Below are 12,186 nucleotides of genomic sequence, written 5' to 3'. Positions count from 1 at the left end.
GATGTCTCCTCGGACAGGTGCCCGGCGCCGTCTCGGCTCCATACGCCTCTCGTTGATCCTGCTCGCCCTGGTGCCCTGCGTCACCCTCGCGGCCCTGTGGGGCCTGACGACGATCCGCATGTTCTCCGAGGGTCTGGAGTTGCGCTCGCAGACCCGGTTGAGCCGCGACACCGGCGCGATGGGCACCCACGCCACGCTCGCCCTGCAGCGGGAACGGCGCCTGACCGCGGCCTGGCTGGCCGGGCCGGGAGGGTCGCGGTCCGCGCTGGACGCCCAGCGCCGGACCACCGACGGGTCGGTGGCGCGGCTGATGGGGCAGGCCGACGCGATCGCCGAGGCCCCGGCGCGCGTCTCGGACCGGCTGTACTCGGTGCTCGGCTCGGTGGGCAGCCTGGAGTACTACCGGGACCAGATCGACGGCCCCCGCGACATCACCGCGGAGGAGGCGCTGGAGCAGTACACCTCGATCATCGACGACCAGATCCACGCCTTCCAGGAGCTGTCCCAGGTCGACGACGGCGACCTGACCTCCCAGGCGCAGCCGCTGGTGGCGCTGGAGCACGCGGCGGAGCTGGTCTCCCGGGAGGACGCGCTGCTCACGCTGGCGTGGCCGTCGGGCCGTCTCGACGCCGAGCGCCGGCAGGAGTTCGCCGCGCTGGTGCACACCCGGCGCTGGCTGGTCGGGGACCAGATCGTGCCGTCGCTCAGCGGCGGCCTCAAGACGCAGGCCGAGGAGATCCTGCAGAGCCCCGCGTGGCGGGCGCTGGAGGCGGTGGAGGACCAGGTGCTGGCCACCCCGGCCGAGGGGGAGGCGGGCGAGACCGAGCTGCCGGACCTGAAGGACCGCTGGGACGAGGCCATGGACACGGTCACCCCGCGCTACAGCACCATGATCCGGCAGCAGACCGACGCGCTGCTCAGCCGCAGCGCGGACGAGGCCCGCAGCCTGCTGGTGACGGCCGCGTCGCTGAGCGCCGCCGGGCTGCTCGCGCTGCTGCTGTGCGTGGGGCTGTCCTGGCGCATCACCCGCTCGCTGTCCCGCCGGCTGCGCGGGCTGCGGCTCGCGACCCTGGGCCTGGCGCAGGAGCGGCTGCCCGACGTGGTGGCGCGGCTGGAGCGGGGCGAGAAGGTCGACGCCGAGTCGGCGACCACCCCCCTGGACTACGGTCACGACGAACTCGGGCAGGTGGCGCAGGCGTTCAACACCGCGCAGCGCACCGCCGTGCACACCGCCGTCGAACTCGCCGACACCCGGCGCGGCTTCCAGAAGATCATCCTGGGAATCGCGCGGCAGAGCCAGAATCTGGTCAACCTCCAGCTCAGCAAGCTCGACGCGCTGGAACGCCGGCACACCGACCCCGAGGTTCTCAAGGGCCTGTACGAACTGGACTCCGCGGCCAGCCAGTTGCGCCGGTACGAGGAGAACCTGGTCATCGTCAGCGGTGAGCGTCCCGGACGCACCTGGAGCGAACCGGTCGCGCTGATCGACATCCTGCGCAGTGCCGTCGGCGAAGTGGCCGAGTACCAGCGGGTGGAGGTGTTCACCGACGAGGAGGTGGCACTCGCGCCGCCGGCGGTCGCCGACGTGATCCACCTGCTGGCCGAACTGATCGACAACGCCACCGTGTACTCGCCGGCGCCCGGCCCCGTCACGGTGCGCGCGGCGATGGTGGCCAAGGGCCTCGCCGTGGAGGTCGAGGACCGGGGCCTCGGCATGTCGGAGGAGGACTACGACTCCCTCAACGGCCAGTTGGCCCGGCCCCCGCAGTTCGACGTGGTGGCGCTCGCCGACGACCTGCGCCTCGGCATGTTCGTGATCTCCCAGCTCGCGCACCGGCACGGCATCACCGTCACCCTGCGCCCGTCGCCGTACGGCGGGACGACCGCGATCGTGCTGGTCCCGCACGACGTCGTGGTCCGCGACGCCGGGGCCGCCGACGGCACGGCGGGCGCCGGGAAGCCCGACGACGCGGACGGTGCGCCCGAGACGCGCGCCGCCCGCCGGGCGGCGGACGCCGTCGCCCCGGCCGCCGCGCCCCGGATCCCCGCCCCGCAGCGGCCCGTTCCCGCGCGGGAGAACGACGCGGCCGTCCCGGGCTCCGGCGGGCTCGCCCCGCTCCCCCGCCGGGTGCCGCAGACCAGCCTGGCCGCCGAACTGCTCGAGGAGCCGGCGCCCGGGCAGGAGCCCGAGGACGCGTCCGACGAGGAGTTCACCGCGGAACGCGCCGCCTCCTCCCTCGGGGGCTTCCAGCGCGGCACGTCCAAGGCCCGGGGAGCCGTCGACGGCGCTCCCGAGGGCGACGACCGCGCCGCACCGGACGAGAAGCCGGACCACGAGGACACCCCACAGGACCCGACGCGCGTGCCCGCCTCCTCCTCCGGGCACCCGACCCCGACCGCTGACGCCGACCGCTGAACGCCGACGAAGGAACACCGCCATGACACGCCCCCTGCCCGCCACCCACACCCAGCTGGACCAGCTGCTGACCGGACTCGTGGAACGGGTCGCCGACGTGAACCAGGCCGTGGTCCTCTCCGAGGACGGCCTGGTGGTCAGCAAGTCCACCGGCTTCCTGCGCGACGACGCCGAGCGCCTGGCCGCCACCGCGTCCGGTCTGATGAGCCTCAGCAAGGGCGTCAGCATGGACTTCCGCGGCGGCCCGGTGCGCCAGGCGCTCATCGAGATGGCGCAGAGCTACCTGATCCTCACCTCGGCGGGACCCGGCGCCCACCTGGTGGTGCTGACGGGTCCGAAGGCGGACGTCGGCGTGGTGGCGTACCAGATGAACATGCTGGTGAAGAAGATCGGCGAGCACCTCAGCGCGGCCCCGCGGGACGCCGGCGGTCCCGCCGTCGACCCAGGCGTGTGACGTGGGCGGCAGCGACTCGGCGGGCCGGCTGGTACGGCCGTTCACCCTGACCGGGGGCCGCACCCGGCCGAGCCGCGCCGACTTCACGCTCATCACGACGGTGACGGCGGCGGACCCGCAGCCGGAGACGGCCGCCCGGCCGCAGCCGGAGCACACGCGGATCCTGCGGCTGTGCGCGGAGCCGGTGGCGGTCGCCGAGCTCGCCGCGCGGCTCGACCTGCCGGTGAGCGTGGTCGTCATCATGCTCTCCGACCTGCTGGAGGCGGGCCGGATCACCGTCCGCGCGCCGCGTTCCGTCACCACCCCGGATCCGGACCTGCTGCAGAAAGTGAGGGAGGGCCTTGGCCGGCTCTGACACCACCGCCCGGGCGTCCGCGGACCGCGGGGCGCCCGACACGGTCAAGATCCTGATCGCCGGCGGCTTCGGCGTGGGCAAGACGACCATGGTCGGCTCGGTCAGCGAGATCAGGCCGCTGCGCACCGAGGAGTCGCTCACCATGGCGGGCCTGGACGTCGACGACCTGGACGGCGTCGAGGAGAAACGTGTCACCACGGTCGCGATGGACTTCGGGCGGATCACCGTCTCCGACGACCTAGTGCTGTACCTGTTCGGCACGCCGGGACAACAGCGGTTCTGGTTCATGTGGAACGACCTGGCCCTCGGCGCGCTGGGCGCGGTGGTCCTGGTCGACGTGCGCAGGCCCAAGTCGAGTTTCGCCGCGATCGACTTCTTCGAGCGGCGGGGCATCCCGTTCGTGGTCGCCGTCAACGGCTTCCACGGCGAGCACCCGTACCCGGTGGAGGACATCCGGGAGGCGCTGACGCTGCCCGCGGCGGTGCCCGTGCTGCTGTGCGACGCACGGGAGCGGGAGTCCTCCCGGGACGTGCTGATCGCGCTCATCGACCTGCTGATCGCGCAGGCGGCCGCGGTGGGCTGAGCGCGGCCGTGGGGTGCGGCCGGGTGAGCGCGGCCGTGGGGTGCGGCGGACCGCCGCACCCCAGGGTGCGCCTCAGGCGAGACCGGCGGACTTCAGCCAGGCCTTGGCCACGTCCAGCGGGTCCTTCTTCTCCAGCTGCACCTGGGCGTCCAGGTCGAGGAGCGTCTTGGTGTCCAGCTTCGCGGAGACCGCGTTCAGGGCCTCGACGCCCTCCTTCGACAGCCCGTCCTTGCGGACCAGCGGGGTGACGTTGGCGAACCCGAAGAGGTTCTCCGGGTCCTTCAGGACGACGAACTTCTCCTTCACGATCGTCGGGTCGGTCGTGAAGACGTCGGCCGCCTGCACCTCGTTCTGCGCGAGGGCCGCCTGGGTCAGCGGGCCGCCCGCGTCCAGCGCCTTGAAGGTTTTGAACTTCAGCCCGTAGACGGCCTCCAGGCCCTTGAGGCCCTGCTGCCGGGTCTGGAACTCGGGCGAGCCGCCGATCGCCAGCTCGGGCGCGATGTCCTTGAGGTCGGCGAGCGTGGACTCGGCGGTCAGTCCGTACTTCTTCGCCGTCGCCGCGTTGACGCTGACCGAGTCCTTGTCCTCGGCCGGCGAGGACTCCAGCAGGGTCAGCTGCTTGTCCAGCTTGGCCTTCGCCGCCTCGTTGACCGCGTCGGCGGAGGTCTGCTCCGCGTCGGCGTCGAGGTAGGCGAGGAGGGAGCCGTTGTACTCCGGAAGGACCGTCACCGAGCCGTTCCTCATCAGCCCGTACGTGGTCTCACGGCTGCCGATGTTGTGCTTGTAGGTGACCTTCAGGCCCTTGGCGCGCAGCGCCTCGCCGTAGATGTCGGCGAGCAGGGTGGACTCGGCGAAGTTGTTCGAGCCGACGACGACGGTGCCGGCGTCGGCCTTCTCGCCGTCGAGCGGGTTCTCGGAGGTGTCACCGGAGGAACAGCCCGCGAGCAGCGCCGCCGCGGCGGCGAGCGCGACGGCCGCCGCCCCGGTGTGCCTCTTGGTGGGTCTGCAGCTCTTCGCCGTGGAAATCATTCACCGATCCAATCCAGCCGTTTCACGGTCAGTCAAGACCGTTGGGGTTACGTTTTTCGCACAGCTGATCGAATGTCAGCGGCGGCGCACTCCGGGTGACACCGCGAGGCGCCCCGCGGCCCAGAACAGCGCGAGGGTGACCAGCGCCAGGACCGCCACCAGCGTCGCGCCGCCGACGACCTTCTCGTAGTCGCGCTGGTAGAGCCCGTCGATGATGTACCGGCCCAGCCCGCCGAGGCTGACGTACGCGGCGATGGTGGCCGTGGACACGATCTGGATGGCGGCGGACCGCAGCCCGCCGAGGATCAGCGGCAGGGCCACCGGCACCTCCACCCGGAACAGGATCCGCGACTCGTGCATGCCCATGCCGCGGGCCGCGTCCACCGGCGCGGGGTCGACGGTGCGGACCGCCTCGTACGTGGTCACCAGGATCGGCGGCACGGCCAGCACGACCAGCGGGATCATGACGGGCAGCAGCCCGAAGCCGATCAGCAGGACGGCCAGCACCAGCAGTCCGAAACTGGGCAGCGCGCGGGCCGCGTTCGCGACGAAGGCGATCACGTTCCCGCCGCGTCCGGTGTGGCCGGTCAGCAGCCCGACGGGCAGGCCGATCGCGGCGGCGATCGCGAGGGCCAGCAGCGAGTACTGGACGTGCTCCACGAAGCGCGTGGGGATGCCGTCGTAGCCGTGCCAGTGGGCGTTGTCGCTGAAGAACGCCTGGACGAAGTTGAGGACGTTCACCGGGCGGCACCCTTCGCGAGGAGTTCCTCACGCGGCGACGCGGCCTGTTTCCGGCCGGGCATCCAGGGCGTCAGCACCCGGCGCAGGGCGACCAGCGCGACGTCGCACAGGATCGCCAGGGCCGCGGTGGTGAGCACGGCGTTCATAGCGAGTTCGGGCCGGTCGTACTTCTGCGCGGCGGCCAGCAGGTTGCCGAGGGCGCCCTGGTTGCCGATGAGGGCGCCGACGCTCACCAGGGAGATGCTGGACGCGGTGGCGACCCGCAGCCCGGCGATGATCGCGGGCGCGGCGATGGGCAACTGCACCTGGGCGTAGCGCCGTACCGGGCCGAAGCCCATGGCGGTGGCCGCGGCGAGGGTCTCGTCGGGCACCGAGCGCACGCCGTCGACGATCGCCGGGACCAGCACCACCAGGCTGTACAGGGCCAGCGGGATCATCACGGTCAGCTCGGTCTGGCCGGTGTAGTCGATGAGCACCACGAAGAACGCCAGGGACGGCACCGCGTACAGCACGGTCGTCACACCGAGCACCGGCGGGTACAGCCAGCGGAACCGGCCGCACAGCAGCGCCAGCGGCAGCGCGAGGAGCAGCCCGGCGGCCACCGGCAGCAGGGCCTCGCGCAGGTGCAGCCCGACCAGGCCGGCCCAGCTGTGCTGGAGGTCGCTGGGGATGTCGAAGAAGCCGCTCATCCGGCGACCTTCTCGTCCTCGCCGCGCGCCGACGCGGGGGCGTCCGCGGAGGCCCCGGCGGGCGCGGTGCCGGCCGCCGTGTGGGCGGCGCGGATCGCCTCGCCGATGGTCTGCTGGGAGACCACCCCGGTCGCCCGGCCGTCACCGTCCACGGCGACCGCCCAGCCGGTGGGCGAGAGGACCGCGCAGTCGAGCGCGACCCGCAGCGAGTCCGTACCGGGCCGGAACGGGCGCCCGTACGGCAGGAGCTGACCGGAGTCGCCGGTGCTCCCGCGCTCCCGCCAGCCGAGCGGGCGTCCGTCGGCGTCGGTCACCAGCACGTACGGGGTCCGGGCGGCGGTGAGGCGTGCGGCGGGCGCGTCGGCCGGGACCACGGCGTCGGTGGTCAGCTCCAGCGCCTCGGAGGTGAAGAAGGACAGCCGGCGGATGCCCCGGTCGGCGCCGAGGAAGTCCTCGACGAAGCCGTCCGCGGGGTTCGACAGCAGCTCGGCGGGCGGGGCGTACTGGGCGAGCCGGCCGCCCTCGCGCAGCACGGCGACCATGGTGCCGAGCTTGATCGCCTCGTCGATGTCGTGGGTGACGAAGACGATGGTCTTGCCCAGTTCGTCCTGGATGCGCAGCAGTTCGTCCTGCAGCCCCTTGCGGACCACCGGGTCGACGGCCGAGAACGGCTCGTCCATCAGCAGCACCGGCGGGTCCGCGGCGAGCGCCCGCGCCACCCCGACGCGCTGCTGCTGGCCGCCGGAGAGCTGGTACGGGTACCGCTTCGCGAGCGAGGTGTCCAGGCCCACCCGCTCCATCAGCTCGGCCGCCCGCTCCCGGGCACGCTGCTTGCCCCAGCCGAGCATGCGGGGGACGGTCGCGATGTTGTCGACGATCGTGCGGTGCTGGAAGAGGCCCGCGTTCTGGATGACGTACCCCATGGAGCGGCGCAGGGTGGTGACCGGCTGCCGCTGCACGTCCTCGCCGTCGAGGAGGATCGTCCCCTCGGTGGGCTCGACCATCCGGTTGATCATGCGGAGGGTGGTCGTCTTGCCGCAGCCCGAGGGTCCGACGAGGACGGTGATCGAGCGGTCCGGGATCTCCAGCGACAGCCGGTCGACCGCCACCGTGCCGTCCGGGTACCGCTTCGTGACTGAGTCGATCCGTATCAAGACGCCGCTTGCCCTTCGGGTGGCTGAGGATGGTCGGCCGGGGTCGACCGCGCCGCGTGCCGGTCGAGTGTAGACGGCGGCACCGACGACACCCCCGGGGTCACGGGACCCCGGCGGCGGGGGCGGCCGAGGGCCAGGGCCGCACCTGCCCGGAACCCGGCGGGCCAAACCACCTGCTCCGCACGGGCCGCCGCCCGCACCCTGTCGGCCGGCTGTCGGTTCGCTGTCGATCAGGCTCCGGTCGTGCGGGGGCCTCGGGCGCGGGCGGTGCCGTGCCGCAGTATGGGCCCGTGGACAGAGTGCGCGTACTCGTGGTGGACGACGACCCTCCGATAGCCGACCTGGTGGCGACGGTCGCCCGGTACGAGGGCTGGGAGGCGGTCACCGCCCACTCGGGCGAGGAGGCGCTGCGCCGCGCCGCCGCGTTCCGCCCGGACATCGTGGTGCTGGACCTGATGCTGCCGGACGTCGACGGCTTCGGGGTGCTGGACGGGCTGCGCAGCTCGGGGCGGATGGTGCCGGTGGTGTTCCTCACCGCCCGGGACGGGGTCGCCGACCGGGTGGCCGGGCTGACCCGGGGCGGCGACGACTACCTGGTCAAGCCGTTCGCCGTGGAGGAGCTGATGGCGCGGCTGCGTACGGTGCTGCGGCGCAGCGCGGGCCCGGACTTCCGGCGGTCGGTGCTGCGGGTGGGGGACCTGTCGCTGGACGAGGACACCCGGGAGGTGCGGCGGGGCGAGCACCTGCTGGCGCTCACCCCGACCGAGTACGAGGTGCTGCGCTATCTGATGCGCCGCTCGCCGACCGTGCTGACGAAGGCGCAGATCCTCGACCACGTGTGGGAGTACGGCTTCGGCGGCCGGGCGAACGTGGTGGAGCTGGTGGTCAGCCGGCTGCGGCGCAAGCTGGACGCCACCGGCGCGCCGCTGATCCGGACCGTGCGGGGCTTCGGGTACGTGATCCGGCAGGCGGCGGAGTGAGGGCGGCGGCCCGGCGGCTGCGGGACGCCCACCGGCGGATGCGGCTGGGCACCCGGCTGGCGCTGGGCCTCGGGGTGCTGTCCCTCGCGGTGTTCGCGGTCGTCGGCACGGCGCTCACCGCCTACATGCGGGACTACCTCGAGCGGCAGCTCGGCGACCAGCTGAAGCTGATCCAGACCGTGCAGGCCAAGGACGCGGCGGCGCACGGCACGGTGCGGCGCAAGCCGTACTACGGCTGGTACACGGCGGTGTACGACGTCACCGGCGACGCGGTCCGTCTGCGCCGGCCCGCCGACGTACCCGCGGACACCGGGCCGCTCGCCGACCTCGCGCGGGCCATGGCGCACTCCGACACGGAACTGATGCGCACCGCGCGGATCGACGGGGAGGGCACGTACCGGCTGCGTGGCTGCGAGGTGGAGCCGGGAGTGGTGCTGGTGAGCGCCGCTCCCGTGGAGGACGTCGAGAAGACCGTCGAACGGCTGGTCACCGTGCAGGTCGTGGTGTTCGCGCTCGCGCTGGCGGCGCTGGTGGTGTTCGGACGGCGGATGCTGCGGCGCGGGCTGAAACCGCTGAGCGACATGGCGCACACCGCGCACGGCATCGCCTCGCACGACCTGACCGAGTCGGCGGCCCGGCTGCCGCTGCGCGCGGACGGACGCGACGGCGGGCGTGAGGTGGCGGAACTGCGCACGGCGTTCAACACGATGCTGGAGCACATCGACGACTCGCTCGCGGTCCGCGCGGAGGCCGAGCAGCGGCTGCGCCGCTTCGTCGCGGACGCCTCGCACGAACTGCGCACCCCGCTGATGTCGGTGCGCGGCTACGCGGACCTGTTCCAGTACGCCGCCGCGAACGAGCCAGCCGAACGGGAGCGGCACCTGGCCCGGCTGCGGGCCGAGGCCGCGCGGATGGGTGTCCTGCTGGACGACCTGCTGCTGCTCGCCCGGCTGGACGCGGCGGAGGCGGAGGCGCCGCTGCGTACGGCCGACACGGATCTGACGGAGCTGGTGCAGCAGGCCGCGGACGCGTTCCGGGCGGCGCGCCCGACGCATCCGCTCACGGTCACGGCCCGGGCCCCCGGCCCGCCGGTGCTGCGGCTCGATCCGCAGCGGGTGCGGCAGGTGCTGGACAACCTGCTGGCCAACGCGGCCGTGCACACCCCGGCCGGCACCCCGGTGTCCGTGGAGGTCTCGGTCTCCGGTGACACGGCCCTGGTACGGGTCACCGACGCGGGCCCCGGCATCCCGGCGGAGGACCGGGAGCGGGTCTTCGACCGCTTCCACCGCGTCGACAAGGCCCGCAGCCGGGACCGTGGCGGCAGCGGCCTGGGTCTGTCGGTCGCCCGCTCCCTGGTCCGCGCCCACGGCGGCGACATCACGCTGACCGCCGGGCCGGGGGCGACGGTCTTCACCGTACGGCTGCCGCTGCGAGGGGTGTGCTGAGGTCCCGGGCGCCCACCCGGCCGGCGGCCCACGGGTCTTACGGACCCGTGACGTGCCGGGCGTGGAGCCGGTTCGGGGTCGGGCGCGGGCTTAGCGTGAGGGCATGCGTGTACTGGTCACCGGCGGTGCCGGGTTCATCGGGTCCACCGTCGTGACGGCGCTGCGGGAGCGCGGGCACGAACCCGTGGTGTTCGACGTCCGTACCGATCCGGGGGCGGACGTCCGCTCACCGGGCGCGGTGCGCGCGGCGCTCGACGGGGTGGACGCCGTCTGCCACCAGGCGGCGATGGTCGGCCTCGGCACGGGCTTCGGCGACGCGCCGGAGTACGTCTCCCGCAACGACCTGGGGACGGCCGTCCTGCTGGCCGCGACGGCCGACGCGGGCGTACGGCGGCTGGTGCTGGCCGGCTCGATGGTGGTGTACGGCGAGGGCCGTTACGTCTGTGCCGGGCACGGCGTGGTGCGGCCGGGGCCGCGTGCCGAGGAGGACCTGGCGGCCGGACGGTTCGAGCCCCGGTGCCCGGTGTGCGGTGCCGCCCTGGAGCCGGGCCTGGTCGGCGAGGACGCCCCGGTAGACCCGCGCAACGTGTACGCCACCACCAAGCTGGCGCAGGAGCACCTGGCCGCCGCGTGGGCCCGCGCGACGGGCGGCTCGGCGGTGTCGCTGCGCTACCACAACGTGTACGGCCCGGGGATGCCCCGGGACACCCCGTACGCCGGGGTCGCGTCCTTCTTCCGCTCGGCCCTGGCCCGCGGCGAGGCCCCGCGGGTCTTCGAGGACGGCGGCCAGCGCCGGGACTTCGTCCACGTCCGGGACGTCGCCTCGGCCAACGTGACGGCGCTGGAGGCGGACGCGGCCGCCGGGGCCCTCACGGCGTACAACACGGGCAGCGGTACGCCCCACACGGTGGGCGAGATGGCCCGCGCCCTGGCCGACGCCTGCGGCGGCCCGGAGCCCGTCGTCACCGGTGAGTACCGCCTCGGCGACGTCCGCCACATCACCGCGGACTCCACCCGCCTACGCACCGACCTCGGCTGGACCCCGCACATCACCTTCGAGCACGGCATGAGGGAGTTCGCCCAGGCCCCCTTGCAAGAAACCTGACTCCAAGGCGCCCCCGAAGGGGCGCGGGGAACTGCGCGCCAAGCCAGCCCCACCCGCTCGCGGGCGAACAAGCCCAACGGGCACACGCCCTCCAGGGGCGCGGGGAACTGCGCACCCGCCTCAGACCTCCGCGGGCAACGTCACCTCGAACCGGCACCCTCCCCTGACATTACGGACGGACGCCGTACCCCGGTGCGCCTCGACAATCCCCCGCACGATCGCAAGCCCGAGTCCCGCCCCCGCCGGAGGCGTCCGCGCATGCGTCCCCCGCCACCCCGTGTCGAACACCCGCGGCAGGTCCTCCTCCGGAATGCCCCCGCACCCGTCCGTCACGGACACCACCACCGCCCCCTCGGACGACCGCCGCGCGGCCACCGCCACCGTGCCGTCCGCCGGAGTCCGGCGAATCGCGTTGACCAGGAGATTGCCCAGCACCCGGCTCATCTCCCGCCCGTCCACCTCCACCGGCACCGGTTCGACCCCGTGGCCCACCAGCCGTACGCCGTGCTCGCGGGCGAGCGGATCCGCGCCGGCGAGGGCGTCGCCGACCAGGTCGTAGAGGCTGATCCGGGCGGGGGACAGCTTCAGCGTCCCCGCGTGGATGCGGGACAGCTCGAACAGGTCGCCGACCATGTCGTTGAGGCGCTCCACCTCGGTGCGGATCTGCCGCAGGTAGCGGTCGGGTTCCGCGGCGACGCCGTCCTCCAGCGCCTCGGCCATGGCGCGCAGCCCGGCGAGCGGGGTGCGCAGGTCGTGGGAGATCCAGGCGACGAGTTCGCGCCGGGAGGACTCGAGCGCCCGCTCCCGGTCCCGTGACTGGGCGAGCCGCACGCTGGTGGCCTCCAGCTCCCGGCTCAGCGCCGCGAGTTCGGCGGTGGCCGGCCCGTCCGGCGCGGCGAACTCTCCGCCGTCCCCGAAGGACCGGGCGGCGAGCGCGAGTTCCCGGCTGCGGGCGACGACCCACCGCCCCAGCAGCAGCGCGGTGACCAGGGAGACCACGGCGGCCATGGCGACGACCGTGGTCACCACGCTGAGGTCGTGCGACGAGAGGAACATCGCCCGCGCGACGGCCAGCGTGCCGGCGAGCATCGCGGCGACCGCGACCGCGGCGACGACCGCGAGGTGCGCCGTCAGCGACCGGCGCCGGATCAGCAGCAGCACGCCCGCGCCGAGCACGCCGGCCGAGGTGGCGCCGAGGAACGCGAACAGGGCGATGAGCAGGGTGTCCCGCATCG

At 73.6% G+C, this 12,186-nt stretch carries 12 protein-coding genes; 7 read left to right on the top strand and 5 right to left on the bottom strand.

The features are described 5' to 3' along the window. Window position 1: 1 nt before the first annotated feature. The 4 genes from F3L20_RS12590 to F3L20_RS12575 are packed head-to-tail and all read left to right on the top strand — an operon-like array spanning window position 2 to window position 3,808. Window positions 2-2,416 carry a sensor histidine kinase gene (locus tag F3L20_RS12590; RefSeq protein WP_150154425.1) on the top strand — a complete coding sequence of 805 codons (2,415 nt, stop codon included), beginning with the start codon at window positions 2-4 and terminating at the stop codon, window positions 2,414-2,416. Between the two features lie 22 nt (window positions 2,417-2,438). Beyond that, entirely contained in the window at window positions 2,439-2,870 is a 432-nt protein-coding gene (locus F3L20_RS12585) for a roadblock/LC7 domain-containing protein (protein WP_150154423.1), read from the top strand. 1 nt (window position 2,871) lies between these two features. Further along, a complete protein-coding gene (locus F3L20_RS12580; RefSeq protein ID WP_150154421.1) occupies window positions 2,872-3,225 on the top strand; it encodes a DUF742 domain-containing protein in 354 nt (117 codons plus the stop codon). Beyond that, window positions 3,212-3,808 (top strand): GTP-binding protein, encoded by a 597-nt coding sequence (locus F3L20_RS12575; protein WP_150154419.1) that lies wholly within the window; start codon window positions 3,212-3,214, stop codon window positions 3,806-3,808. The genes F3L20_RS12580 and F3L20_RS12575 overlap by 14 nt, the downstream gene beginning before the upstream one ends. A 72-nt stretch (window positions 3,809-3,880) precedes the next feature. Here the strand turns inward: F3L20_RS12575 and F3L20_RS12570 are convergent, their stop codons facing one another. From F3L20_RS12570 to F3L20_RS12555, 4 genes are all read right to left on the bottom strand, one after another. After that, window positions 3,881-4,837, bottom strand: coding sequence for an ABC transporter substrate-binding protein (locus tag F3L20_RS12570; RefSeq protein ID WP_150154417.1), 957 nt, complete (start codon window positions 4,835-4,837; stop codon window positions 3,881-3,883). Between the two features lie 75 nt (window positions 4,838-4,912). Next, a complete protein-coding gene (locus F3L20_RS12565; RefSeq protein WP_150154414.1) occupies window positions 4,913-5,578 on the bottom strand; it encodes an ABC transporter permease in 666 nt (221 codons plus the stop codon). Beyond that, window positions 5,575-6,267 carry an ABC transporter permease gene (locus F3L20_RS12560; protein ID WP_150154412.1) on the bottom strand — a complete coding sequence of 231 codons (693 nt, stop codon included), beginning with the start codon at window positions 6,265-6,267 and terminating at the stop codon, window positions 5,575-5,577. The genes F3L20_RS12565 and F3L20_RS12560 overlap by 4 nt, the downstream gene beginning before the upstream one ends. After that, on the bottom strand, window positions 6,264-7,421 hold the full coding sequence (locus tag F3L20_RS12555) for an ABC transporter ATP-binding protein (RefSeq protein ID WP_150154410.1): 1,158 nt from the start codon (window positions 7,419-7,421) through the stop codon (window positions 6,264-6,266). The genes F3L20_RS12560 and F3L20_RS12555 overlap by 4 nt, the downstream gene beginning before the upstream one ends. Before the next feature lie 290 nt (window positions 7,422-7,711). Between F3L20_RS12555 and F3L20_RS12550 the strand changes: the two genes are divergently transcribed. The 3 genes from F3L20_RS12550 to F3L20_RS12540 all read left to right on the top strand — a co-directional run bounded on the left by F3L20_RS12550 (window position 7,712) and on the right by F3L20_RS12540 (window position 10,951). Beyond that, a complete protein-coding gene (locus tag F3L20_RS12550; RefSeq protein ID WP_145828753.1) occupies window positions 7,712-8,401 on the top strand; it encodes a response regulator transcription factor in 690 nt (229 codons plus the stop codon). A gap of 38 nt (window positions 8,402-8,439) precedes the next feature. Further along, complete coding sequence (locus F3L20_RS12545; protein ID WP_150157312.1) at window positions 8,440-9,846, top strand: sensor histidine kinase; 1,407 nt, start codon at window positions 8,440-8,442, stop codon at window positions 9,844-9,846. Window positions 9,847-9,949: 103 nt separating this feature from the next. After that, entirely contained in the window at window positions 9,950-10,951 is a 1,002-nt protein-coding gene (locus F3L20_RS12540) for an NAD-dependent epimerase/dehydratase family protein (protein ID WP_150154408.1), read from the top strand. Window positions 10,952-11,071: 120 nt separating this feature from the next. On the opposite strand, the gene F3L20_RS12535 is transcribed toward F3L20_RS12540, so the two are convergent. Then, window positions 11,072-12,184, bottom strand: coding sequence for a sensor histidine kinase (locus F3L20_RS12535; protein WP_150154406.1), 1,113 nt, complete (start codon window positions 12,182-12,184; stop codon window positions 11,072-11,074). Window positions 12,185-12,186: the final 2 nt, after the last annotated feature.

Source organism: Streptomyces tendae (assembly GCF_008632955.1).
GTDB lineage: Bacteria > Actinomycetota > Actinomycetes > Streptomycetales > Streptomycetaceae > Streptomyces.
The sequence above is the reverse complement of the archived record's forward strand: the minus strand, read 5'-3'. Positions and strand labels throughout refer to the sequence as shown.

Bases quoted from the DNA above. Each gene is read 5' to 3' on its own strand.
- F3L20_RS12540 (WP_150154408.1), top strand. From the start codon at position 9,950: ATGCGTGTACTGGTCACCGGCGGTGCCGGGTTCATCGGGTCCACCGTC.
- F3L20_RS12590 (WP_150154425.1), top strand. From the start codon at position 2: ATGTCTCCTCGGACAGGTGCCCGGCGCCGTCTCGGCTCCATACGCCTC.
- F3L20_RS12585 (WP_150154423.1), top strand. From the start codon at position 2,439: ATGACACGCCCCCTGCCCGCCACCCACACCCAGCTGGACCAGCTGCTG.
- F3L20_RS12560 (WP_150154412.1), bottom strand. From the start codon at position 6,267: ATGAGCGGCTTCTTCGACATCCCCAGCGACCTCCAGCACAGCTGGGCC.
- F3L20_RS12535 (WP_150154406.1), bottom strand. From the start codon at position 12,184: ATGCGGGACACCCTGCTCATCGCCCTGTTCGCGTTCCTCGGCGCCACC.
- F3L20_RS12570 (WP_150154417.1), bottom strand. From the start codon at position 4,837: ATGATTTCCACGGCGAAGAGCTGCAGACCCACCAAGAGGCACACCGGG.
- F3L20_RS12545 (WP_150157312.1), top strand. From the start codon at position 8,440: ATGCGGCTGGGCACCCGGCTGGCGCTGGGCCTCGGGGTGCTGTCCCTC.